Origin of the sequence: Streptomyces sp. NPDC059832, assembly GCF_042731715.1 — a bacterium.
Taxonomy (GTDB): Bacteria; Actinomycetota; Actinomycetes; order Streptomycetales; family Streptomycetaceae; genus Streptomyces.
In genome coordinates, this window is record NZ_JBHWIY010000013.1 from 211,063 (window position 1) to 234,597 (window position 23,535).

At 69.2% G+C, this 23,535-nt stretch carries 20 protein-coding genes and 4 pseudogenes; 16 read left to right on the forward strand and 8 right to left on the reverse strand.

Features of this window, described 5'->3' with window-relative positions; genetic code table 11:
• Window positions 1-11 precede the first annotated feature (11 nt).
• The 4 genes from kdpA to ACFV8T_RS24175 all read left to right on the forward strand — a co-directional run bounded on the left by kdpA (window position 12) and on the right by ACFV8T_RS24175 (window position 4,963).
• Window positions 12-1,676 (forward strand): potassium-transporting ATPase subunit KdpA, encoded by a 1,665-nt coding sequence (gene kdpA, locus ACFV8T_RS24160; protein ID WP_385330919.1) that lies wholly within the window; start codon window positions 12-14, stop codon window positions 1,674-1,676.
• A complete protein-coding gene (gene kdpB, locus ACFV8T_RS24165) occupies window positions 1,676-3,805 on the forward strand; it encodes a potassium-transporting ATPase subunit KdpB (RefSeq protein WP_385330922.1) in 2,130 nt (709 codons plus the stop codon). Before kdpA ends, kdpB begins: the two co-directional genes overlap by 1 nt.
• Before the next feature lie 35 nt (window positions 3,806-3,840).
• Window positions 3,841-4,470: a potassium-transporting ATPase subunit KdpC gene (kdpC, locus tag ACFV8T_RS24170; protein WP_385330924.1), complete on the forward strand. Its 630-nt coding sequence runs from the start codon at window positions 3,841-3,843 to the stop codon at window positions 4,468-4,470.
• Window positions 4,471-4,552: 82 nt separating this feature from the next.
• Window positions 4,553-4,963: a DUF3592 domain-containing protein gene (locus ACFV8T_RS24175; RefSeq protein WP_385331016.1), complete on the forward strand. Its 411-nt coding sequence runs from the start codon at window positions 4,553-4,555 to the stop codon at window positions 4,961-4,963.
• Window positions 4,964-5,040: 77 nt separating this feature from the next.
• On the opposite strand, the gene ACFV8T_RS24180 is transcribed toward ACFV8T_RS24175, so the two are convergent.
• The 3 genes and pseudogenes from ACFV8T_RS24180 to ACFV8T_RS24190 form a co-directional block, all read right to left on the reverse strand.
• A complete protein-coding gene (locus ACFV8T_RS24180; RefSeq protein ID WP_385330927.1) occupies window positions 5,041-5,787 on the reverse strand; it encodes a DUF4118 domain-containing protein in 747 nt (248 codons plus the stop codon).
• Window positions 5,788-6,192: 405 nt separating this feature from the next.
• Window positions 6,193-6,402, reverse strand: a pseudogene (locus ACFV8T_RS24185) (IS982 family transposase); the annotation flags it as partial.
• Between the two features lie 28 nt (window positions 6,403-6,430).
• Window positions 6,431-6,589, reverse strand: a pseudogene (locus ACFV8T_RS24190) (MerR family transcriptional regulator); the annotation flags it as partial.
• Between the two features lie 168 nt (window positions 6,590-6,757).
• Here ACFV8T_RS24190 and ACFV8T_RS24195 point away from each other — a divergent pair.
• Both ACFV8T_RS24195 and ACFV8T_RS24200 read left to right on the forward strand, forming a co-directional pair.
• Window positions 6,758-6,979 (forward strand): annotated as a pseudogene (locus tag ACFV8T_RS24195) (hypothetical protein); the annotation flags it as partial.
• 60 nt (window positions 6,980-7,039) lie between these two features.
• Window positions 7,040-7,240: pseudogene (locus ACFV8T_RS24200) on the forward strand (transposase family protein); the annotation flags it as partial.
• Window positions 7,241-7,305: 65 nt separating this feature from the next.
• Here the strand turns inward: ACFV8T_RS24200 and ACFV8T_RS24205 are convergent.
• Window positions 7,306-8,700: an MATE family efflux transporter gene (locus ACFV8T_RS24205; protein WP_385330929.1), complete on the reverse strand. Its 1,395-nt coding sequence runs from the start codon at window positions 8,698-8,700 to the stop codon at window positions 7,306-7,308.
• 518 nt (window positions 8,701-9,218) lie between these two features.
• Between ACFV8T_RS24205 and ACFV8T_RS24210 the strand changes: the two genes are divergently transcribed.
• The 5 genes from ACFV8T_RS24210 (at window position 9,219) to ACFV8T_RS24230 (ending at window position 14,861) form a co-directional block, all read left to right on the forward strand.
• Window positions 9,219-10,769, forward strand: a complete 1,551-nt coding sequence (locus ACFV8T_RS24210; RefSeq protein WP_385330931.1) for an ABC transporter substrate-binding protein — start codon at window positions 9,219-9,221, stop codon at window positions 10,767-10,769.
• A gap of 125 nt (window positions 10,770-10,894) precedes the next feature.
• Window positions 10,895-11,785 (forward strand): ABC transporter permease, encoded by an 891-nt coding sequence (locus tag ACFV8T_RS24215; protein WP_385331019.1) that lies wholly within the window; start codon window positions 10,895-10,897, stop codon window positions 11,783-11,785.
• Window positions 11,782-12,633 carry an ABC transporter permease gene (locus ACFV8T_RS24220; protein WP_385330934.1) on the forward strand — a complete coding sequence of 284 codons (852 nt, stop codon included), beginning with the start codon at window positions 11,782-11,784 and terminating at the stop codon, window positions 12,631-12,633. Before ACFV8T_RS24215 ends, ACFV8T_RS24220 begins: the two co-directional genes overlap by 4 nt.
• Complete coding sequence (locus ACFV8T_RS24225; RefSeq protein ID WP_385330936.1) at window positions 12,630-14,144, forward strand: ABC transporter ATP-binding protein; 1,515 nt, start codon at window positions 12,630-12,632, stop codon at window positions 14,142-14,144. Before ACFV8T_RS24220 ends, ACFV8T_RS24225 begins: the two co-directional genes overlap by 4 nt.
• A gap of 66 nt (window positions 14,145-14,210) precedes the next feature.
• Window positions 14,211-14,861, forward strand: a complete 651-nt coding sequence (locus tag ACFV8T_RS24230; protein WP_385330939.1) for a PaaX family transcriptional regulator C-terminal domain-containing protein — start codon at window positions 14,211-14,213, stop codon at window positions 14,859-14,861.
• Between the two features lie 110 nt (window positions 14,862-14,971).
• Here ACFV8T_RS24230 and ACFV8T_RS24235 read toward each other — a convergent pair whose 3' ends face one another.
• Genes ACFV8T_RS24235 through ACFV8T_RS24250 form a run of 4 tightly spaced genes read right to left on the reverse strand, consistent with a single transcriptional unit; the run spans window position 14,972 to window position 18,309 of the window.
• On the reverse strand, window positions 14,972-16,279 hold the full coding sequence (locus ACFV8T_RS24235) for a cation:proton antiporter (RefSeq protein WP_385330941.1): 1,308 nt from the start codon (window positions 16,277-16,279) through the stop codon (window positions 14,972-14,974).
• Window positions 16,239-17,024 (reverse strand): thioesterase II family protein, encoded by a 786-nt coding sequence (locus tag ACFV8T_RS24240; protein WP_385330944.1) that lies wholly within the window; start codon window positions 17,022-17,024, stop codon window positions 16,239-16,241. The genes ACFV8T_RS24235 and ACFV8T_RS24240 overlap by 41 nt, the downstream gene beginning before the upstream one ends.
• 28 nt (window positions 17,025-17,052) lie before the next feature.
• Window positions 17,053-18,009: a chlorinating enzyme gene (locus tag ACFV8T_RS24245; RefSeq protein WP_385330946.1), complete on the reverse strand. Its 957-nt coding sequence runs from the start codon at window positions 18,007-18,009 to the stop codon at window positions 17,053-17,055.
• 12 nt (window positions 18,010-18,021) lie between these two features.
• Window positions 18,022-18,309: an acyl carrier protein gene (locus tag ACFV8T_RS24250; protein ID WP_385330949.1), complete on the reverse strand. Its 288-nt coding sequence runs from the start codon at window positions 18,307-18,309 to the stop codon at window positions 18,022-18,024.
• 492 nt (window positions 18,310-18,801) lie between these two features.
• Between ACFV8T_RS24250 and ACFV8T_RS24255 the strand changes: the two genes are divergently transcribed.
• From ACFV8T_RS24255 to ACFV8T_RS24275, 5 genes are all read left to right on the forward strand, one after another.
• Entirely contained in the window at window positions 18,802-19,020 is a 219-nt protein-coding gene (locus tag ACFV8T_RS24255) for an MbtH family protein (RefSeq protein WP_385330952.1), read from the forward strand.
• 64 nt (window positions 19,021-19,084) lie between these two features.
• Complete coding sequence (locus ACFV8T_RS24260; protein ID WP_385330955.1) at window positions 19,085-20,011, forward strand: thiamine pyrophosphate-dependent dehydrogenase E1 component subunit alpha; 927 nt, start codon at window positions 19,085-19,087, stop codon at window positions 20,009-20,011.
• Window positions 20,008-20,238, forward strand: a complete 231-nt coding sequence (locus ACFV8T_RS24265) for an acyl carrier protein (protein WP_385330957.1) — start codon at window positions 20,008-20,010, stop codon at window positions 20,236-20,238. The genes ACFV8T_RS24260 and ACFV8T_RS24265 overlap by 4 nt, the downstream gene beginning before the upstream one ends.
• Window positions 20,235-22,361 carry a 2-oxo acid dehydrogenase subunit E2 gene (locus ACFV8T_RS24270; RefSeq protein ID WP_385330960.1) on the forward strand — a complete coding sequence of 709 codons (2,127 nt, stop codon included), beginning with the start codon at window positions 20,235-20,237 and terminating at the stop codon, window positions 22,359-22,361. Before ACFV8T_RS24265 ends, ACFV8T_RS24270 begins: the two co-directional genes overlap by 4 nt.
• On the forward strand, window positions 22,346-23,356 hold the full coding sequence (locus ACFV8T_RS24275; protein WP_385330963.1) for a 3-oxoacyl-ACP synthase III family protein: 1,011 nt from the start codon (window positions 22,346-22,348) through the stop codon (window positions 23,354-23,356). Before ACFV8T_RS24270 ends, ACFV8T_RS24275 begins: the two co-directional genes overlap by 16 nt.
• Window positions 23,357-23,535 lie beyond the last annotated feature (179 nt).

Consider the following 23,535-nt stretch of genomic DNA (forward strand, 5'->3'; position numbering starts at 1 on the left):
AGAAAGCCCGGATGAACGACACCCTCGCGGGCTGGCTCCAGGTACTTGCCCTGGTGGTCGCACTGGGTCTCTCATTTCGCCCGCTGGGCGGCTACATCGCCCGCGTCCTGACCACCGATCACCATTGGCGGGCCGAACGCCTGATCTACCGGGCAGGCGGAGTGAACGGCGACGCCGACCAGAAGTGGTCGGTCTACCTGCGGAGCATCCTGGCCTTCTCGGCCGTATCGGTACTGTTCCTGTACGCATTTCTGCGCCTGCAGAACCATCTCCTGCTGTCCCTGGGAATGAAGCCGGTCGCCGCGGACCAGTCGTTCAACACCGCGGCGTCCTTCGTCACCAATACCAACTGGCAGTCGTATTCCGGTGAGTCGGCGATGGGACATCTGGTCCAGATGGCGGGCCTCGCGGTGCAGAACTTCGTCTCCGCGGCCGTGGGTATTGCCGTCGTCGCCACGCTGATCCGGGGCTTCAACCGGAAGAAGACCGATCGCGTCGGGAATTTCTGGGTGGACCTGACACGGATTGTGCTTCGCGTCCTGCTGCCGCTGGCTTTCGTCTTCGCGATCGTCCTGGTGGCTGCCGGTACCGTTCAGAATTTCCACGGAATCCATGACATCACCACCATCGCGGGCGGGCACCAGGGCCTGACCGGAGGCCCCGTCGCCTCCCAGGAGGCAATCAAGGAACTGGGCACCAACGGCGGTGGTTTCTACAACGCGAACTCCGCGCACCCCTTCGAGAACCCCAACGCCTTCACCAACCTGATCGAGATCTACCTCATGCTGGTCATCGCGTTCTCGCTCCCGCGGACCTTCGGGACGATGGTCGGCGACAACCGCCAGGGATACGCCATCGTCGCCGTGATGGCATTGATCTGGGGCGCATCGGTGGCCATCGTCACCGCCAACGAACTGCACAGCGTCAGCAGCACCGCCGGTCACGCGGCCGGCGGAATGATGGAGGGCAAGGAGACGCGTCTCGGGATCTGGGCCTCGGCCCTGTTCGCCGTGTCCACCACCCTCACGTCGTGCGGAGCGGCCAACTCCTCCCACGACTCGTACACGCCGGGCGGCGGCGGAATGACGATCTTCAACATGATGCTGGGGGAAATTGCGCCCGGTGGTACCGGATCCGGGCTCTACGGGATCCTGGTCCTGGCGATCGTCGCCGTCTTCGTCGCCGGACTCATGGTCGGCCGTACGCCCGAGTACCTGGGCAAGAAGCTTCGGGGCCGGGAGATGAAATTCGCCTCCCTCTACATCCTGACCACACCCGCAGTCGCACTGGTGGGTGCGGGGCTGGCCATGGCGCTCCCGGGGGAGAGGGCGGCCATGCTCAATTCCGGTCCGCACGGTTTCTCCGAGGTCCTGTACGCCTTCGCGTCGGCTGCGAACAACAACGGCTCGGCGTTCGCAGGGCTGAGCGCGAACACCGTCTGGTACAACACGACACTGGGTGTGGTCATGCTCGTCGGCCGGTTCCTGCCGATGGTGTTCGTCCTGGCGCTCGCCGGCTCGCTCGCGGAGCAACAACCCGTTCCGGTCACCGCAGGCACCCTGCCCACTCACCGGCCGCAGTTCGTCGGGCTGTTGACCGCAGTGATCCTCATCGTTGTCGGTCTGACCTACTTCCCCGCGCTCGCGCTCGGACCCCTTGCGGAAGGCCTGCACTGATGTCCACGACCGCCACTCCCGTTCCCGGCCCGCCGGGCGCCGGGCGTCAGCAGCACCGGGTCTCGGGCGGACTGCTCGATCCCAGGCAGCTTCTGACGTCCTTCCCCGGCGCCCTGCGCAAGCTGGATCCGCGCGTGATGGTCCACAACCCTGTCATGTTCGTGGTGGAGGTCGGGGCGGTGCTGACCACGCTGTCGGCCATCAGGGCGCCCAGCGTCTTCGCCTGGGTGATCACGGCGTGGCTGTGGCTGACATCCGTCTTTGCCAACCTCGCCGAAGCAGTGGCCGAGGGACGCGGCAAGGCCCAGGCGGAGACTCTCCGCCGGGCCAGGACGACGACGACGGCCCGCCGTCTCACCGGCTGGCGGCCGGGCGCGACCGACGCCGCTGAGCAGGAGGTTTCGGGCGTCGCTCTCCGCCTGGGCGATCACGTCGTCGTCGAGGCCGGGCAGACCATCCCCGGCGACGGAGACGTGGTCGAGGGCATCGCGAGCGTCGACGAATCGGCCATCACGGGCGAGTCGGCGCCGGTGATCCGCGAGTCGGGCGGTGACCGGTCGGCGGTCACGGGCGGTACCAAAGTGCTCTCGGACCGGATCGTCGTGAAGATCACCTCGAAGCCGGGGGAGACCTTCATCGACCGGATGATCGCACTCGTGGAGGGGGCCGCGAGGCAGAAGACGCCGAACGAGATCGCGCTCAACATCCTGCTGGCATCCCTCACGATCATCTTCCTGATCGCGGTGACGACCCTGCAACCCTTCGCCATCTTCGCCGGGGCGGAGCAGACCATCGTCATCCTTGTCTCCCTCGTGGTGGCCCTCATCCCTACGACGATCGGTGCGCTGCTCTCGGCGATCGGCATCGCGGGCATGGACCGGCTCGTGCAGCGCAACGTGCTGGCGATGTCCGGGCGCGCGGTGGAGGCCGCGGGCGACGTCAATACCCTCCTGCTCGACAAGACCGGCACCATCACGCTCGGCAACCGCCAGGCCGCCGAGTTCCTGCCGGTGGACGGGGTGAGTGTCGAAGACCTTGCGGATGCCTCCCAGTTGTCGTCGATCGCCGACGAGACACCCGAGGGCCGCTCGATCGTCGTCCTCGCCAAGCGGCAGTACGAGCTACGAGGCCGCAGTGAAGGAGAGCTGGCCCAGGCACGGTTCGTACCCTTCACCGCTCAGAGCCGGATGAGCGGTGTCGACCTCGACGATCCTCAGGAGAACCTGTCGTTGCGCAAGGGAGCGGCGACGGCGGTGATGCGCTGGGTCCGTGACAACGGCGGCCACCCCACGGCAGAGGTCGGCGGCATCGTCGACGGCATCTCCGCGAGCGGCGGCACCCCGCTGGTCGTCGGCGAAGTGACCCGGCACGGCGACGCGCACAGCGCCCGCGTCCTCGGTGTCATCCACCTCAAGGACGTCGTCAAGGAGGGCATGCGGGAGCGGTTCGACGAGCTGCGCCGGATGGGCATCAAGACGGTCATGATCACCGGGGACAACCCGCTGACCGCGCGCGCCATCGCCCAGGAGGCAGGGGTGGACGACTTCCTGGCCGAGGCGACGCCCGAGGACAAGATGGCCCTCATCAAGCGGGAGCAGGCGGGCGGCAAGCTCGTCGCGATGACCGGCGACGGCACCAACGACGCGCCGGCGCTCGCCCAGGCGGATGTCGGCGTGGCCATGAACACCGGCACCTCGGCCGCCAAGGAGGCCGGGAACATGGTGGACCTGGACTCCAATCCCACCAAGCTGATCGAGATCGTCGAGATCGGCAAACAGCTCCTCATCACCCGCGGAGCCCTGACCACCTTCTCGATCGCCAACGACGTCGCGAAGTACTTCGCGATCATCCCCGCGATGTTCGCGATGGTCTACCCGGGCCTGGACAAGCTCAACATCATGCGACTGCACAGCTCGACCTCGGCGATCGCCTCCGCGATCGTTTTCAACGCACTGATCATCATCGCTCTGATCCCGCTGGCGCTGCGCGGCGTGCGCTACCGGCCGTCCTCCGCGGCGACACTGCTCAGCCGCAACATCTGGATGTACGGGCTCGGCGGGCTGGTACTGCCCTTCGTGGGCATCAAGCTGCTCGATCTCTTCATTCAGTTCATCCCCGGCCTGCGCTGACACACGGCCCGACGAGAGAAGAAGGCGATCCCAGGGTGCGCACCCACCTTCCCCCCGTACTCCAGCACCATCTGACCGCCCTGAGGATGCTGCTGGCCTTCACCGTGATCACCGGCATCGCGTATCCGCTGCTCGTCACCGGCATCTCCCAGTCCGGTCTCTCCCACCGGGCCAACGGCTCCCTGCTGACGACGAACGGCACGCCGGTGGCCTCCAGCCTGATCGGCCAGAACTTCTCCCTGCCGAAGAAGAATCCCCGGGACGAGAAGGAGGCGCTGCGCCCCGACCCCAAGTGGTTCCAGCCCCGCCCGTCCGCCGGCGGCTACGACCCCACGATCTCCGGTGCCTCCAATCTGGGCCCGAACAACACCGACCTGATCAGGACCGTCAAGGACCGCCGCGCAGCCGTCGCCGCCTTCGACGGGGTCCGGCCCGCGTCCGTCCCCGCGGACGCCGTCACCGCCAGCGGCTCAGGACTCGATCCGGCGATCTCCCCGGCGTACGCCTATGAGCAGGTGGACCGCGTCGCGAAGGCCCGCCACCTCGCCCCCACCGAGGTCAGGACACTGGTCGCCCGACACGTCCAGGGACGTGTTCTCGGATTTCTGGGTCAGGAACGCGTCAATGTCGTCGAACTCAACCACGATCTGGCCAGGCTGACGTGACCAGAATGCGGGGGTGCCGAGGTGAGGGCGGCCGAGGCGAGGACATACACCGGCGAGGGGGTGTGACGTGGACGTGGGGGCCGTGGCCGTACTCGCGGGGATCACCGCGTTCGGCGGCATGCTCGCCGTCCTTGTGGGGGCACATGGCCTGCACCGGACACGGCGAGTGAGAGAGACCGGCGTGCCTGTCCGGGCACTGGTCAAGCGGCGCCCGCGAGCGGCTCATGAGGATTCGGCCCCACTGCACCCGCTCCTGCAGTTCGTGACGGAGGACGACAGGGTGATGGAAGTCGTCTCTCCCGTTCCCGCCACCCGGCGACACCCGTTCGATCACGGTGACGACGTACTTGTCTCCTACGATCCGGCCGACCCGCGAGACGTCGTTGTCCACGGCTGGGACCACTCGGGTCCTGAACGCGCGTTCATCGCCGGAGGCGCCCTCGTCGTGCTGCTCTCGGTCACGCTGCTTCTTGTCGCAATCGCGAGTCGGTGACAGATCGGGAGCGCTTCTCGGGGTTGCCCCTCGCGGTCGGCGGCAGGGGCATCGGCTCGGCCGACGGGCCCGTGCCGTCAAGCGTGGGCGCGGCCGACCGCGTCGAGCTCCGCCCCGACCTGGTTGGCCAGGGTCACCGCGACCAGACGCGCGGCGAGTGGGGGCGCCGCTCCGCGCGTGGGCTGAAGCATGAACCGGCCGTGGAAGCGTCCATTGTGGAAGACCCGCAGTTCCAGTTCCTCGCGGGGCAGGCCGTCGCGGTCCGCAGCCCAGCACCGGTCGCCCCAGGCGATGGTGCCGTCCTCCTCCAGACGGGGCGGGCGTCCTACGAGGGTGCCGTATTCGAAGCGGCAGCCACTCAGCCTGAGCAGTCCCACGAGCTGCCGACACACATGGTCGATCACGGTGTGCGGGCTGGTGCTGGTCTCGGCCAGCCGGGCGGTGTGGTGGATCTGCGCCAGGTAGTCGTCGTCGGTGAGGGCGATCATCTTCAGTTCCCGGGCGCGGGCCGCCAGCCGGGAGACGGCGATGCCGACGACGACGAGCAGCAGGGCGGTGATGACGTCGACGGGCTTGATGACGGTGACCTGTCGGTAGGGGCGGGTGAGGAGGAAGTCGGACCACACCGCTGCGGACAGGGCCGTGAGCACACCGGCCAGGCGATGTCCCAGGGCGGCCACGGCAACCACGGCGACGACGAGTACCAGGACCGTGTTGGTGTCGGACATGTCGGCCCGGAAGGGCACCAGCACCGCGCACACGGCCGGCGGCAACGCGAGGGCGGCCCCGACCGCCACCTGGCCCCTGGTGAGGTACAGAAGCATGAGCCCCACCTCCACCTCAGGTGTAACCGGGACGGACGCTCCCGTCTTCGTTTCCGTCCGGCTTTGATGGGGCCTTGATGACGCGGACGCCGGTGGGCACCCCAACCGACTGGACCAGCCCCCGTCCGTCACTTCGTGTAGCGATGGTCGGCACAGCGTGCCGAACGCTCGTGGACAGGACGAGGCCGGTGATCGCGCGGAGGTGTCGTGGACGCGCCGCACGTCGGCCCCGACCTGTCGGACTCACGGGTGCGACAAGAAGTGTGCTCCGAGCCTTGCGCGGTGGTACAGCGGTTCGCTTCCCCCGGTTTGCGCGCTGCGATGCGTCCAAGGTGACCGTGGCCTGCACGGTTCCCGAGCCGTGACTGGTTGCTGACCATTGGTACGCCCAGCACCAGGTTCTCCGAAGTCCCGTCCGACGCGATGTAGCCGGCGCCGCTCGGAGGTGTGTCCGAGCAGCGCCGACATGACCGCCAGCGTGATCAGCTCGGCGTCACTGGGCGTGGGCGTGATTCCGACGGCAGGCCGCCACGGCGCGGGACACGGGGAAGCCTTCAGCTCGTCGGCGATCCGGGTATGGAGTGCCGTTGCGAGGGTGCCCAGGTCGTTGGTCAGACATCGGCATCGGACGCCTCGTCCCACCCAGGCGAAGCAGTGCGTCGACGTCGTAGAGCCGGTAGCCGGCGGGACTTCGGGTGGTCGGTGCTACCACCCCCGAATCGGAGTAGAACCGGGTGGTCCTCAGGGGCAGGCCCGTTCGCCGGGAGAGCTCCCCGATCGAGTAGAGGGTCGTAACGTCCATGTCCCCCACTCTGCTGTCTCCAGTCACTGGAGACTCAAGGCTATTTTTTTCCCAGCTGGGCCCCGACCGAGACGCCTCCGAATCGGCCTGACAGTCGAGCGGCGTGCCCGGTACTCAGCGTGCCATCAGGTCCTGGTATGCCGCCCATTCGCGTCCGAGGCAGCGCAGATGACGGTAGATGACCCACCAGTCGGCCGGCTGGACCAGGGTGTGGGAGTCCTCGCGTACAGCCCGCTGGCACGCGGACTGCTCACCGGCACCCGCGAGCGCGGCGGCCGAGGGAGCACGGCGCGTTCCGGCAATGACCCGCTCGCCGACACGAGGTACGCCGACGCCGACTTCGACATCGTGGACACCCTGCGCACGGTTGCCGCGGGACATGGCCGGCCCGCGGCGCAGATCGCGTTGGCCTGGCTCCTGTCGAAACCCGCCGTGAGCGCACCTGTGTTCGCCGGTGCCCGGCATCGGCTGGTCCTCACCGACCGGATGGTGGCCACGTCGACTCATCTGCGGCACGACCTCCCGCACTCGGTGCCGGGGCTGCTGTTCGCTGTCGACCGCTCCACCATCAGCCGCGCCATCGGAGAGACCCGCGCTCTTCTGGCCGAGCATGGGTGCGCGGTCCCTGAACGTCCTGGTCCACGGCTGCGGGCGTTCGGCCACCCGCCTCCGTCCTCCTTGTGTCCTGTGCGCCGTGCGGTAGGTGTCGGTCCGGTTCAGGCGGCCGTGACGGATGTCCGGTTGTCGGCTCGTGCGGTGAGGGAGGCGGAGTAGCGGCGCAGGAGCAGGATGGCCGTGGTGGCGAGGCCGGTGAGCAGACCGAGCCAGAGGCCTACGGCTTCGAGGTCCAGGGCGTAGGCGAGGAGCCATGCTGCGGGCAGGCCGACGGCCCAGTAGCCGATGAGGGTGATACGGAAGCCGCTCTTGGTGTCGTCGAGTCCGCGCAGCAGGCCGACGCCGATGTTCTGGGCGCAGTCGAAGAACTGCAGGAACGCGGTCACGGTCAGCAGGTGGCCGGCGATGGTGAGTGCCTTGTCCGAGCCGGACTCCAGGAAGGGGGCCAGGACGAGCTGGGGCAGGGCGAGGTAGAGGACGCCGACGACGGTCATGACGGCGCCGGCGCAGGCGAGCGCGGTGTTCTTGATACGTCGGGCATCGTCGTATCGCCCCAGTGCCAGTTCGCGACTGACGTTGATGGATGCGGCGTGGGAGAGGCCGACGGCGACTTGGAAGACGATGTAGACCAGTTGGTTGACGGCGGTGTGCGCGGCCAGTGCGGCGGGCCCGAAGGATCCGGCCATCAGCGCGGTGAGGGAGAAGAAGCCTGCTTCGGATCCGTAGGTGGCGGCGATCGGGATTCCCAGGCGCAGCAGCCGCTTCAGGATGGCGGGATCCGCCTTCATGAGGTCCAGGGACAGCAGCGGGGCGAGGGTGGTGTCCCTCTTCGCCGACAGGTAGAGGGCAACGAAGGTCAGCAGGTAGACGCTGGAGGTGGCGAGGCCGACGCCGGTCAGACCCATGCGGGGCAGGCCCCAGGTGCCGTGGACGAGAATCCAGTTGAGACCGGCGTTGACCGCGACCGAGGCGATGGTGATCTGCAGCAGGGCCTGGGGACGCCGCATGCCGACGGTGAACTGGCGGATCACCTGGAACCAGAGACAGGGCAGCAGGCCGGGGGCGAGCGCGAAGATCATGGTCTGCGCGCGGTGGGCGACTGCGGCGTCCTGTCCGAGCCAGGGCAGTGCCTGACCGATCAGGATCATGAGGACGGCGCCGGCGATGCCCGCGAGGGTGGCCAGCGCCATGCTGGCGCGGACGATGCCCCGCACCTCCTCGCGGCCTTGTCCCTGCCCGTCCTGGCCGGCTTGTTCGGCGCGGGCTCCGGCGGCGGCGATCTGGTTGCCGACGGAGGTGACCAGACCGACGCCCATGGTGCGCAGCTGGTTGAAGATGACGATGGCCAGGCCGCCGGCTGCCAGTTCCTGCGTGCCGAGGAAGCCCATCATGACGGTGTCCGTCGTGGTCAGGGCGACCTGGGCGAGCTGGGTAAGGATCAGCGGGACGGCGAGGGTGGCGAGGGCCCGGCTGTCGCGGAGGAGGGTGGTGAGCATCGGGTTACCGGTTTCTGCGGAGCTTGGTGAGGAGTTCGCCGATTCCCCGTTCCGCGTCGGGGTCGAGGGGGCCGCGGACCTGCCTCCAGTCGTCGTTGAACACCGTGTCCATGGGCTTCTCCCCGTCGTCATTGATCAGGGCGACCATAGTCGTCCCGGGTGGCAGCGACGGCGGGCAGGTCGGCGTCTCGTGGACCGCGCCGCCTGCGGAGCCGCCGTTGGACAGGAACAGCCGACATGCTCCTTTCAGGAAGATCCGTCCCGTGCGGGGATGGCAGGGGTGCTGCCGGTGCGCAGCGGGCGGCAGTTGCCAACTGGCAGTCAATGAGAGCGAATTGGCCCGCCACTGCGGGTTGCACGGCTTCCGGGCTGGAACCCGCCGAGACGGGATCGGCCGATGGGCGGGCGCACGAGTTCGCGTGCGAGTCACCCCGCTCTCTCTTGCGGAGATTATTGCCATTAGGGTAGGCAAACCTAAGGTATTTTTGGATTGTCTGGAACATGGAGCGAGGACGTACGTGGACATCAACAGGCGTCAGGTGCTGTTGGCCGGCGGTGCGATAGGGGCTGCCGTGCTGCTGGCGGCGTGCTCCTCGGGCAGTGGTGACACCGCGGCCGACTCCACCGGCAAGGGCGGCAAGCCCCGAAAGGGCGGCACCCTGCGCATCGGCGCGCTCGGCCGGGCCGGCGCCATCACCCGTGACCCGCACGGCACGCAGGCCAATGAGAGCGACTACCTGATCCTCGCGCTCACCTTCGACACGCTCGCCGTTCCGGGTGCCAAGTCCAACACCGTGCCCCGGCTCGCCTCGTGGGAGCCCTCGGCGGACCTGAAGACGTGGCGCTTCAAGGTGGCCAAGGGCGCTGTCTTCCATGACGGCACCCCGGTCACCGCCGACGACGTGGTCTGGTCACTGCGCCGGCTGCGCAACACACCGGCCGGAGCAGCCCGCCTGCCCGGAGTGAAGAACGCCGACAGCATCACGGCCGACGGTGCCGACACTGTGGTGGTTGTCTCCGAGTACGCCAACGCCGACTTCCCCCTCATGACGCGATTTGCCACGTTCATCATGAAGAAGAACACTCCGGACAAGGCAGTGGCGAAGGCGCCGGGCACCGGCCCGTTCAAGCTGGACTGGTACCGCAACGGCAATGCCCGTCTGGTGCGCAACGACACATGGTTCGGGGGCACCGTCTACCTCGACGCGATCGAGGTGACCATGTTCGAGACGCCGCAGGCCATGGCCAACGCCCTGTTCGCCGGGCAGATCGACGTCGCCTCCAACGCCGGCCCCATCGCCGCGCGCACCGCGGAGTCCCGCAAGGACATCCAGGTCGTCCGCCGCCCCGACGACATGTCGATGCCCATCGTCATGCGCACCGCCGACGGCCCGTTCGCCGACCCGCGGGTGCGGGAAGCCATGCGCCTGGTCGTGGACCGCGAGGCAATGGTCAAGCAGGCCCTCTCCGGATACGGAAACGTCGCCAACGACATCATGGGGACCGGCGACCCCGACTACGCCAAGGACATCCCGCAGCGCAAGCGCGACCTGGCCAAGGCCAAGCAGCTCCTCACCGACGCCAAGTTCGACCTGTCCAGGACCTACGAGCTGTACACCACCGAAGACGTCTCCGGCATCGCCGAGTCCGCGACCCTGTTCGCCTCGCAGGCGCGTGAGGCAGGGATCAAGATCAAGGTGGTCAAGCAGGAGTCGGGAACGTTCTACGAGAAGACCTGGCTCAAAGGCGACCTCTACACGAACTACTGGGGCACCAACGACTCGGTGCTGTTCTTCGCGTCCAAGACCCTGCTCAGCGGCGCCGGCCAGAACGAATCAGGCTTCGACGACAAGGAGTTCGACGCCACCTACCGCAAGGTCATCGGCACGACGGACGAACAGGCGCGGGCCAAGGCCCTGCATGAACTGCAGCAGATCGAGTACGACCGCTCCGGCTACCTGCTGTGGGGCATGGCCGACGGTGTCGACCTGGCCGCTGCGAAGGTCCAGGACCTGCCGAAGCTGCCCGGCTACGGCCGCGTCCAGCTGGAGAACGTGTGGCTGAGTTGAGCCACGCGCCCAAGGACAGCGCGGTGGCAGCTCCTGTCGGCACAGGGGCGGCCACCGCGCGACGCCGCCCGTTGCCGATTCCGCTCCTCGGCCGCTTCGCCGCGGCCGTGGGACGGCGGGTCCTCATGCTGGCCATCCTGCTCGCCCTGGTGTTCGCCGCCGTCGAGCTGCTTCCCGGAGACGCCGCCACCGCGACCTCCGAACGCGGCGAGAGCGCCGCCGACATCGCAGCCCGCCGCCACCTGCTGGGACTTGACCGGCCGTTGTGGGAACGCTTCTGGCACTGGATGACGGGGCTGTTCACCGGGGACCTGGGCGTCAGTGCACGTGGCGAGAAGGTCACGCAGATGCTGGCCGACCCGTTTCCGAACACGCTGCTGCTCGCGACCCTCGCCTTCGTCCTGACGACGGCGGCGTCTCTGGCCCTGGGGTGCTGGGCCGCCGCCCGACCCGGTCGGCTCACCGACCGTGTCATCGGCCATGCCTCGACCTCGGCATTCGCCATCCCCGAATTCGTCGTCTCCGTCGGCCTGCTGATGTTGCTCTCGTTGTGGACCGGCTGGCTGCCCGCAGTGACCGTGGCCGGGGCCGACGGCAGGCCGACCACGTGGACCATGCTGATCATGCCGGTCCTCGCCCTGGTCATCCCGCAGACCGGATGGAACACCACCATCGTGCGCGGCGCTCTCGCCGACCAGGCGAGCACACCGCATGTCGAGGCCGCCCACCTGGACGGCCTGTCGGTGCGCCGCGTCATCTGGCGCCACGCCCTGCCCGGCGCCGCTCCGGCCATCGCCACCGGCCTCGCCACCTCCACCGGCATGCTCCTGGGCGGCACCGTGGTCGTGGAAACACTCTTCAACTACCCCGGGATCGGTAGCGTGCTCGCCAGCGCCGTATCCACCCGCGACACCCCGCTCATCGCCGGAGTTGTCCTCTGCGCCGGTGCTGCCATCAGCCTGGTCCTGCTGGCCGCCGACCTCGTCCGCGCCCGAGTTCTGGGGAGTCACGCATGAGCACCGCCCTCACCACAGCCCGTGCGCCGAGGGCCTGCGCGGGCCGCGGACGAGTGATCCGCCGTCTGGTCCCGGGCGTCCTGATGGTCCTGCTCGCCCTCACCGGCCCGTTCCTTGCCGCGCACCCCATCGACAAACCGGTCACCGCTCCCTTCGCCACCGCCGGCGACGGTGCACCACTGGGTGGGGACCAGCTCGGCCGCGACGTCCTCAGCAGGCTTCTTCATGGCGGGACCGCCCTGATCGGCAGCGCCCTCCTGGTCGCCGCCGTCGTCACCGCGCTCGCCGCGCTGGCGGGCTGCTTCGCCGTCCTGCACCCGGTCGTGGGGAGGGCCGTGGAACGCACCGCCGACGTCTTCATCCTGCTCCCGCCGATCCTCGGCATCATGCTCATCGCACTGGCCTGGCCCGGCGGCGGACGATGGGCCGTCATCAGCGCCGCCATCGTCCTGGGCACCCCCTACGCCGTCCGGATCGTCGCCGGCGCAGCAGCTCCCCTCGCCGGTGCCGGGTACGTCGAAGCAGCCCTCGCCGGCGGGGAATCCCTTACCTGCACCGCCACCCGCGAACTCCTGCCGAACCTGCGCTCCACCATCCTCGCGCTGTTCGGCCTGCGCTTCGTCGAAGCCGTCTACGTCATCTCCATGGCCGGGTTCCTGCAGATCGGCCCCCAGCCACCTGCCGCGGACTGGGCCTTGATGATCCGGGAGAACTCCTCGGGCATCCTCCTCAACCCATGGGCGGTCGCAGCCCCCAGCCTGGCCATCGCCGCCCTCGCCATCAGCGTCAACCTGGCCGCCACCTCCCTCGCTCCCCGCTCCGCACGCAAGGCGGTGACCACCCCGTGAACAACCCCCCGCCCTCGCCCACCATCAGCGAGACCCCCGAACCTGCGTCGGTCGGCAAGGACAGCGCATCCGCGACAGTGGTGACGGTGACCGACCTCAGCATCCGGATCCCCGACGGACCCGTTCTGCTCCAGCCCACCAGCCTGACCGTCCGGGCCGGTGAGATCACCGCCCTGACCGGAGCCTCCGGATCCGGCAAGACCACCTTGCTGCGCACCCTGATCGGCCACCTGCCCACTCGAGCCACCACCCACTGCACCGCGTTCGACGTCCTGGGCCACCACGTCCCCGGCCTTGATGCGACGGCACTGCGCACCATGCGCCGCACCCAGGTCGCCTATGTCGGCCAGGACCCCGGCTCAGCGCTCAACCCCCGGATGAAGATCCGTCACCTCGTCGCGGAAACTGCCCCCACTGCGAGCGAACAGGCCGTGCTGGACCTGCTGCGCGAATGCAAGCTGCCCACGGACGACGGATTCCCCGACCGCAGACCCACCGCGATCTCCGGCGGCCAGCAGCGCCGCGTAGCCCTCGCCCGCGCCCTCGCCCGCACCCCCGACCTGCTGCTCCTCGACGAACCGACCGCGGGACTCGACGAAGCCCTGCGCGACGACATCGCCGGTCTGCTGCGCCACCTGGCCACCTCGCGCGGCCTGGCCATCGTCATGGCCTGCCATGACCCCCAACTCGTCGACGCCTGCGCCGACCACGTCGTACAGCTCACCACCGCACACCCACTCCTGCCCCGACAGCGCACACCGCGCCTGCCACAGAAGGCGGAATCCGCGGACACCGGCGCGGACGGGATCACAGCGCAATCCGTCAGCGTGACCTTCCGCGGCCGGGGCACCGCACAACCGGCACTCGACAAGGTCGACTTCATCGCACCCTCCGGCTCGGCGACCGCAATCATCGGACCCTCCGGATCCGGCAAGACCACCCTGCTGCGCGTCCTCGCCGGACTGCAGCGGCCCGACGCCGGATCTCTCGTCCTTGACGGGCACCCGCTGGCCCATGCAGCCCGCAAGCGCCGTCGCGAACACCATCGGCGCATCCAACTGGTCCCGCAGAACCCGCTCGCCGCGCTCAACCCGTCCCGCACCATAGGCGCGACCCTGGCCAGGCCCCTGCGCCGCCACACCCGGCTGACCAAGGCCCGGACCGCAGACCGGATCACCGAACTGCTCGACCAGGTCGGCCTGCCTGCCGACTTCGTCCACCGCTACCCGCACGAACTCTCCGGCGGGCAGCGCCAGCGCGTCTCCATCGCCCGCGCGCTCACCGTCGACCCGGACTTCCTGCTCTGCGACGAGATCACCTCCGCGCTCGATCCCGACACCGCCATCGCCATCATGGAACTCCTGCAACGTCTGCGCACCGAACACAACATGGCCATCGCCCTCGTCAGCCACGAGACACACCTGGTCGCCGCCTACACCGACACCGTGCACGTCCTGGAAGCCGGACGGCTCACCGCACATGGCCCCACCACGGCACACGTGCCGACCTGACCTGCTGTGGTGCCTGCCTCACGCCTGCGTGGAAGGAAACACGCCGGGTGCCTTCTCGTGGTGTGGGTGCGGCGGCCGTGTGGCACCGTGCTCGACGGCATGGGCCGCGTCATCGGCATCGCCGGCTACGACCTCGCGGGCCGTGCCCTGCTCGGCGGCTCGGCGCGGGACGTACTGTCCTGCTACGGCCCCCTGCGCGGACTGCCCAGGCTCGCCCTCCTCGCCCTGTTCGCCCGGAAGCCCGCCGAGGGCGAACTGGTGATGGACGGCATCTGCGTGGCTGCGGCGCATCGCGGATCCGGCATCGGCGGCCTGTACGTCGCCGCCAACCCCATTGCCGATCTGGTCGAGGCCCAGGCCCGCCATCTCGACGTGCTCGGCGTCGTCACCTTCTTCACCAGTACCGAGCTGCGCATCGGAGACATCGACGACCCTCGCCGACTGGCCGCCACCATCCGGCCCTTGGACGAGATCGCCGCCAGGCACGAACATTTCGCCGCCTTTGCCGAGACCTGCGCCGACCGACTGGCCCGCGGAGCGGACCTGTCCGGGGCCGAGCGGCTCACCCTGGCCGTGGAACTCGCCGCGGAGTTCAGCCGTGTCATGACCCCCGATCCACTGTTCCCCCCGGAGTTGCTGCCCCGGCCCTGGCCCGCTCGGCCGCGGTGGTCGGCGACGATAACCTGCGCAACCTGGCCTGATCCCGCTCCTGGCTGATACTGCTCGGAGCAACCACCAGCCCAGGTCCGGCTCTCATCCGGTAGCGCACCACCTCGCCGCGCGAGTCGGCCGAGCGGGCCAGGGGGTGCTTCGGGTGCCCGCGCGGCTCAGGTTCCGGCGAACTTCCTCTCCCGATCCGTCTCCGCCGTCGTCTTCGGGATCTTCAGCGTCGCGTGGCGCAGGAACGGCGGTGCCATCACCGAGGTGGCGACGGCGAGCAGCACGATGATCGTGTACGTGGCCGTGGTCAGGATGCCCAGCTGGAGCCCGGCCGTGGCGATGACGATCTCCACGACGCCGCGGGCGTTGAGTCCGGCCCCGATCGCGAGCGACTCGCTGTGGCCGAGGCGGCCGAGCCGGGCGCCGAGGTAGCCCCCGGCGAACTTGGCCACGGTGGCCACCAGCAGCGTGACGATCCCGGCGAGCAACACGGTGGGCCGGGCCAGGGTGGCCAGGTCCACCTGGAGTCCCGCGGTGGCGAAGAACAGCGGTGCCAGCGTCGACATCACGAAGGACCGTACGGTGTCGAGTGTCTTGCGGCTCCCGGACCCGAGCGAGCTGATGACGATGCCGCACAGGAAGGCACCGAGGATGGGCTCCATGTCGAGTGCCTGGGTCCCGGCGGCGGACAGCGTGATCAGGACGACGATGGCGGCGACGCTCATCCCCGGCTGGCCCGAGCGCTCGGTGTGCCGCAGGACCCTGCGGGCCATCGGCCGGACCACGAGGACGGCGATCACCAGCGCGGCGATCAGATAACCGACGGTCTGCAGGATCATGCCGGGCCCCGCTCCCGAGACGACCATCGCGGACACGACCGACAGCAGCAGCCAGCCGACGATGTCGCTGATGGCCGCCGCGCCGACGATCAGCTGGCCGACGTCGCGGTGGAGCAGCCGCATGTCCAGCAGCGTCTTGGCGATCACGGGCAGTGCGCTGACCGCGATCGCGACTCCGATGAACAGCGCGAACGTGTCCCGGTCCGCGCTCGGCGCGATCAGCGATCCCGGCAGGAGGAAGCCGAGTCCGATGCCGAGCGCGAGCGGCAGCAGGACGCTGCCCGCGCTCACCCAGCCGATGGCGCGGCCCTTGCGTCGGATCAGACCGAGGTCGATGTGCGCGCCCGTGATGGCGACCAGCAGCAGCACACCGAGCTGTGCGACCGCGGTGAGCAGGTGCATCTGGGCCGGGTCCCGCGGCAACAGCCAGTCCGACAGGCCGGGCAGGAACTCCCCGAACAGCGAGGGGCCCAGCAGCACGCCCGCGGAGAGTTCACCGACCAAGGGGGGAAGGCCGAGGCGGACCGCGAGCATGCCCAGCAGCGTGGCGGCTGCCAGCAGCACCCCGATCTGCAACAGGAAGACCAGCATCTGGTCATGGCCGATCGAGGGAAGTGGTCCTGCGACTGTCGCCATCGAGATCCTCTTTCAGGAGATTCAGAATCGCGTCGGCCACCGCGGACGGGGCGTCGGCCGAGAGCAGGTGTCCACCGGGCAGGACCGTCACCTCGCAGCGCGCCGTGGTGTGGTCGGCCCATGCGTCGAGGCGGAACGACGCGGCGTCGTCGGTACCGGCGAGGACGCGGACATCCCCGGCGGTCGTCAGGGATCGCGTCAGGTCGACGAAGGACTGGGACAGGTGCAGGTCGTCCCGGATCACCGGGTAGAACTGCTCGGCGAGCACCGGGTCGCGCACCACGTCGGCCGGGATCTCACCGCCCATCGACGCCAGCACGGCGACCGCGTTGTCGATGGAATGGATCTCCTCTGTCCTGATCCTCTCCCGTACCGAGGGAGGGGAGTTGGACGCGGCGATCAGCAGCGGGTACGGCGGCTGCCTGGCTGCCGCGGCGACGGTCAGGCCGATGTACGCGCCGAGACTCTCGCCGTAGACCGCGTCCACGGGCCCGCCGATCTGCCGCGTCACGTCGGCCACCGCGAGTTCGGCGCACGTGAGCGGGGTCTCGGCGAAGCGGCGACCGTGGCCAGGCAGTTCGACGGGGCGGAAGTCGATCCGCCCGCCGAGTGCCCGGCGCAGCCGGCGGAAGTAGCCCGCCCCACAGCAGGACGGCGGGATGAACGCCACCGTCGGAAGGCGCCCCGAGTCGCGAGGTGCGGTCGTGCCCGTGCCGTTCACGTCCACTGCGCCCGTGCCGTTCACATCCACCACCTGGCGGGAGCGGCCTCGGTTACAGCGAGCGGATGGGCGTGCCGCGCAGCGTCCTGTCGGTGATCTTGTTGTGCCCGAAGGAGTCCTCGCCCCTGGCCAGCACTGCGGCCCACTTCTCCAGCGAGATGCTGCCTCCGTACTCCTCGATGTGGTCCGTGTCCGGGTAGACGCGCACCTTCGTCGGCACGTACCGGGTGGCGAAGCCCATCCGGTAGTTCCTGCCCGTGGAGATGTTCGGCAGGGAGGCGTGCATCAGCGTCGACCAGAAGATCACGCACTGGCCCTTCTCCATGGTGAGGGAGACCGCGTCCTCCTCGTTCGGCCGCCAGTCGGGGTCGACCTGGAGCTGGCGGTAGTCGTAGCCGAAGAAGCCCCGCGGAACGCCCTCCTTGACCTCGGAGTTGATGCGCCCCTCGTCGTAATCCATCTGCTTGGTCTCGTCGTAGTTCATTTTGTTCTGCGTGCCGGGGATGATCTGCAGGCAGCCGTTCTCGCGCGTCGACTCCGTGAACGCGGTCCACACGGTGAGCGTGCCGGCCCCGAAGTCGTCCTCCGACTCGCCGGGCCACAGCAGTTGCGGCTTGCCGCTGGCGTTGGCGAAGGTGTCGGCCTGGTGCCAGTCGGTCCCCTCGTCCCCGGGATACTTGGGGAAGAACTCCGTGCGCCAGCACAGCAGGTCGGGGCCGAGGATGGAGGCCACCCGGTCGACGATCCTGCGGTTGCAGACGTGCTGGGCCAGCAGGTCGATGTCGAGGTGGCGGTCGTAGTTGAAGATGTTCGGCGCCCCGACGCTCGAATCGACCTCGGGGTAGGCGGCGTACGACCGGTCGAGCGCCTCGCGCCGGACCGTCTTCCACATCGCGTCCATCTCTTCGGGGGTGTACACGTTCAGCGGTCCGATGTAGCCGTTGTGGTGGAACGACGCCAGTTCGTCGGGGGAGAGGACGAAGTCGGTGCTTTCGGCGCTGCTGGTCATGCTCTGAGCCCCTTACCTGGTGGTTGGCATAGCGCTTTCGACCGGCTGGATCTTGGTGACGGCCACGCCGAGCGGCTCCTCGTACGTGGTTTTCATGTCGAGCACGGCACCGAAGGAGTCACTGAGGTGCTGGTTCAGCTTCGCGAACGTCAGTGAATGACCGCCGATGTCGAGGAAGTTGTCGGCACCGGTGATGTCCGGGTCCTCCAGTTCGCCGCGCAGCCACTCGACGAGCGAACGCTCGACATCGGCCGGGTCGGCCGGGCGAATCCTCCCGTCGTCCGTCCCTGACACCTGCATGGCAGATTCCTCCTGTGGGTCTTTCCGTTGTGCACGGACCGTGAGGCATGGACTGTGAGGCATTGCCCGCGGGCGAAATGCGGCGCAGGGGAGTGTGGCGGCACGGACGGATTGACGTGGCCGTACGTGTGGGCGACGGATCCGAACCCCGTAGGCGCTGTGCAAGTGACCCCGCGCCGCCTCAAGCTAGACCGGCTGGCGGATTCTCTTCAAGACCGCTTCTCCGCGAGACCGTGCGATGCCCTGTCAATTGTCCCGTCGCCGGGACAGCACACCGGATCGGCCTCCGGCGACCTGCGTTGCCGCGGATTCTCCCGGCACCTGCCGGGCAGTTGAGCCGCGGCCGGATCGGCCCGGTCCCTCGTCCGCGCGACGAGGCGTCCGGCGGTGGTCAATTGTCCGGGGTGCCGTATAGCCTTCCGGTGCCGCAGCGAATTACGCGCCGGCTCTGCATGCCTGGTCGAATGAATCGCTCATGGAAATGGGAATTCGATGACTAATCCGTTTGAGGACGAGAACGGCTCTTATCTGGTACTGGTCAACGACGAGGGTCAGCATTCCCTTTGGCCCGCTTTCGCCGAGGTGCCGGCGGGCTGGACGGTCGCCAAGGGCGAGGACAGCCGCGAGGCCTGCCTCGCGTTCGTCAACGAGAACTGGACCGACCTGCGGCCGAGGAGCCTCGTCGAGGCCATGGAGGCCGACAACGCCTGATGCCCGCCTTTGTCGGAGGCGTGACCCCAGCGGAGCGGAAATACGTGGGAAGGAACCCGGCACGTTGACTGCCCTCACCAAGTTCGCTGACAAGGACCTCGAACTCCTCCTGCTGATCAGGAACTTCGAGCTCGCCCTGCTCGACCTGTTCGACGCGGGGAAGCTCAACGGCACGACGCACACCTGCCTCGGCCAGGAGTACGTGCCGGTGGCGCTGGCGCCGCTTCTGCGCGAGGACTTCGTCTTCAGCAACCATCGAGGACACGGCCACTACCTGGCCAGGTTCGAGGACCCGTCCGGGCTGCTCGCGGAAATCATGGGGCGCGAAGGGGCGGTGTGCTCGGGCGTCGGCGGCAGCCAGCACATCTACCGCGACGGCTATCTGTCGACCGGGGTGCAGGGGCAGAGTCTGCCGGTCGCGGTCGGTGTCGCCCTCCACTACCGGCGCACCGGGCAGGACCGGATCGCCGTGGTCCACATCGGCGACGGCACCTGGGGCGAAGGAGCGGTCTACGAGGCCCTCAACATGGCGCGGCTGTGGAGCGTGCCGCTGCTGGTGGTCGTGGAGCACAACGGGATCGCCCAGTCGACGCCGACCGGGGCACAGCTGGCCGGGACCATCGAGGACCGCGCCGGTTCGTTCGGTATCGACCACTACGAGCTGCACACCGCGGACATCAACGTGATCCGTGCCGAACTGGGCCCCGTCGTCGCGGAGGTGCGGCGCGGGGCCCCGGCCGTCGTGCAGTTCCACACCGTCCGGCTCGGTCCGCACAGCAAGGGCGACGACACCCGCTCCGCGGAGGAGCTGTCCGACATACGCGCCCGGGAGTGGAGCGCGGAGTACGCGCGGTGGTTCGGCGACCAGTTCGCCGCCGCCGACGCGCGCCAGCGGGAGCGGGTCGCCGGTCTGGTGGCCGACGTCTCCGCGCGGCCGCCGTCGGTCTGGACGCCCTCGCCGGCCGCGGCGGGATCGGGGGCCGCGCTGTGAGGGCGCTGGAGGAGCTCGTCGCCGATGTGCTCGGCGTACCCGTGGCAGAGGTGGACGAAGAGACGGGCCCGGCGACCACGGGCAGTTGGACCAGCCTGCGGCACGTGCAGATCATCTCGGCCGTCGGACGCGAGTACGGCCTGCGGATCACCCCCCGGCAGGCCCGCTCCTGCCGCAGCGTCGGCGATCTGCGGGGGCTCCTGACAGCGGAGGGAGTTTCGGCATGACCCAGGTCGTGACCAGCACCGTCGCGCCGCGCGTCGCGGAGAACCTCAACCGCGCGCTGCACCGGCTCTTCGACCGCGAGAAGCGGCTCTACCTGCTCGGCGAGGACCTGCTCGACCCGTACGGAGGCGCATTCAAGATCACCAAGGGGCTCTCCGGAAGGTTCGGCGACCGCGTGATGAGCACGCCGCTGAGCGAGGGCGGCATCCTCGGCGTCGGCGGCGGACTGGCCCTGTGCGGCAACAAGGTCATCGTCGAGGTCATGTTCGGCGACTTCCTCGCACTCGGCTTCGACCAGGTGCTCAACTTCGCCTCGAAATCGGTGTCGATGTACGGTCGGCGGGTGCCGGTGCCGCTCGTGGTGCGCTGCCCGGTCGGCGGCAACCGCGGCTACGGGCCCACCCACAGCCAGAGCCCGCAGAAGCACTTCGTCGGCATTCCCAACCTCACCCTGTACGAGCTGTCGCCGTTCCACGACGCCGAGGCGGTGCTGGACGAGGCGCTGGACCGGGGCGCGCCCGCCGTCCTCTTCGAGGACAAGGTCCTCTACACCCGGCGCATGTACCGGGACGGCCGCGTCGACGACGTCTTCCGCTACCGCGTCGTAGGCCCCGGACTCGGCTGGGCCCACGCCTTCCCCGACGGCGAGGCGGACGGTGCCGACTTCGTCGTCCTGGCCCCGGGGGGCCTCGTCCACCGGGCCCTGGACGCGGCGCGCGAGCTGCGCGAGGCGCACGGCCGCTCGGTCCACGTGCTGACCCCGGCGCAGCTGTACCCGCTGGACGTCGAGCCGGTCCTGCCGCTACTGAAGGCGGCCGGCCGGGTCGCCGTGGTGGAGGAGGGCACCGCGGGCGGTACCTGGGGCGCCGAGGTGGCGCGGGTGCTCCACGAGCGGATCTGGTCCTCGCTGCACGGCCCGGTACTGCCGCTGAGCTCATGCGACTCGATCATTCCGACGGCAGGCCATTTGGAGCGCGAGGTGCTGCTGGGGGCCGAGGACATCCGTGACGGGATCCGGCGGGCGGCCGGATGGGGGGCCGGGGAGCCGTCCTCGGCCCCGTCCGCCGCGTCCCCCGCCGCCGAAGCGGCGGTCGGCGTCCCCGTCACCGTGCCCAAGCTGAACAACAACGACGCCACCTATCTGGTCGCCGACTGGCTGGTGGACGACGGCGCGTGGATCGAGCCGGACACCGAGATTGTCGCGCTGGACACCTCCAAGGCGCAGGCCGACATCGCCGCCCAGGGCTCCGGGTACCTGCGGCGCGTCGCGGCGGTGGGCGAGGAGCTGGCCGTCGGCGCCGTCCTGGCCCGCCTGCTGCCCGAACCGGCTCCGGACGGTGCGCGAGATCCGGTCAGGCCGCACACGGGGGCGGCCCCGGCCGCACCGGCGGCGAAGGCCCCTGGGCCCGTCGCCGACCCCCCGGTGGGGGTGCACGTCCTGGACCGCGTACAGCAGGGCACCGCCGCGGTGGTCACCAGGAGCCACCGCGAGATCCCGACCGGGTTCACCGTTGTCAAGGCGGAGGTCGAGACCGTCCTCGACCGGCTGGAGGAGCTGAGCGAGGAGAGCGGCGCGGCGCTCGGGCTCGCGGAGGTGGTGGTCAAGGCGGTGGCCGAGGCGCAGCCGGACTTCCCGCGGTTCTTCGGCTCCCTCGTCGACGACCGGACCGTCGCGATGGCGGACGCCCCGTACGTCGGCGTCACCGTCGACGTCGACGGGTCGCTGTACGTGCCCGTGGTCGAGCGCGCCCACGAGCGGTCCCTCGCGGACATCGCCGACACGCTGATGGACTTCCGGCTGAAGGCTCTCGACAAGGGGTTCGCCGCGCACGAGCTGACCGGCGGGAACATCGCCGTCTCGCTCAACCCCGATCCCGGTGTGGTCCTTGTCCAGCCGATCGTGCTGTGGCCTCAGCTGTGCATGGTCTCCGTCGGCGCGGTCGGCGACGAGTGCCGGATCGACGCGTCGGGAGCCGTGGTGACGCGCCGGACCGTTCACCTCGGACTCGCCTACGACCACCGGGTCGTCAATGGCAGGGACGCCGTACTGTTCCTCGCCAGGATCAAGACGGCACTGGAAGACCCCGGGAAGCTGGAAGGGGAACCTGCGTGGACTACGGACTGATGTCGTTCGGCTCGGCGCTCGGCGAGCCCGCCGCCGTCGCGGACACGGTGCGGGAGTACACCGAGGACGTCGAGCGGGTGCTGGAGTACGGCTACCGGAACATCCACCGGTGCCCCGACGCGGTCGGCCTCACCGACCTCGCCGAGGAGGCCGCCCGCGCGGCCCTGGCGGAGTCGGGCACCGATCCGGGCGAGCTGGACCTGGTCGTGCTCGCGATCACCGACATCCCCGAGTACCTGTACTGGGACCCGGCGGCCGCCCTCCAGGCCCGGCTGGGGGCACACCGGGCCGAGGCGGTCCTCGTCTCCCAGGGCTGTGTCGGCGGGATCACCTGCTTCGACCTGCTCGCCGGCCGGTTCGCCACCCGTCCCGAGTACCAGCGTGCGCTGGTGATCGGGGCGAACCGGACGTGCGAGGCGTACTGGAACCGGATGGAGACCCACTCGCTGCTGTTCTCCGACGGAGCCGGAGCGGCGGTCGCGGGACGTGGCCACCCCCGTCTGCGCTGGCGGGCCGGCGAGGTGATCAGCGACGGCCGTTACGCCGATCTGTTCCTGCTGGAGGAGGGCGGCGCAGCCGACCCGTTCCGAGGGGGAGAACAGCCCGGGACCGCCCGCGACGCCTGGGACCTGATGGAGTTCTTCGAGTACGACGCGGACCGCTTCGAGGCGTTCGTCGACCTCATGAACGACCGGGTGCGCGACGTTGTGACACAGGCCTGCAAACGGATCGGCGCGTCCGTCTCCGACCTGTCCAGGGTGGTGCTGCTCAATGACAACATCGGCACCCTGACGAAGGTGGCCGACAGGCTCGGCGTTCCACTGGAGCGTACGAACGCCGACATCTCCCTGGAGAGGGGCCACTTCGGGGCAGCCGACCACCTCCTCAACCTCCAGCACCACCTGGCCTCCGGGCACCTCGGCGAGGGCGACCTGATCGCCCTCGCAGGAATGGGGCGCGGCATGCACTGGGGCTGCACCCTCATCGAGAGCTGATGTGACGTCATAGGGCTCTTGGAACAAAGGAGTTGTTCAAGGAACGACACCCTGCTCCACGTCCCGAGGGAACCGGTCTCAGGGGGTGAGCCGTACGCCCGTATGCCGCAGTACCCGGTCCAGCACGACCTCGACCGCGTTGCGGAACGCGGCGCTCGCCCCCTGCCGGCCGCCAGGTG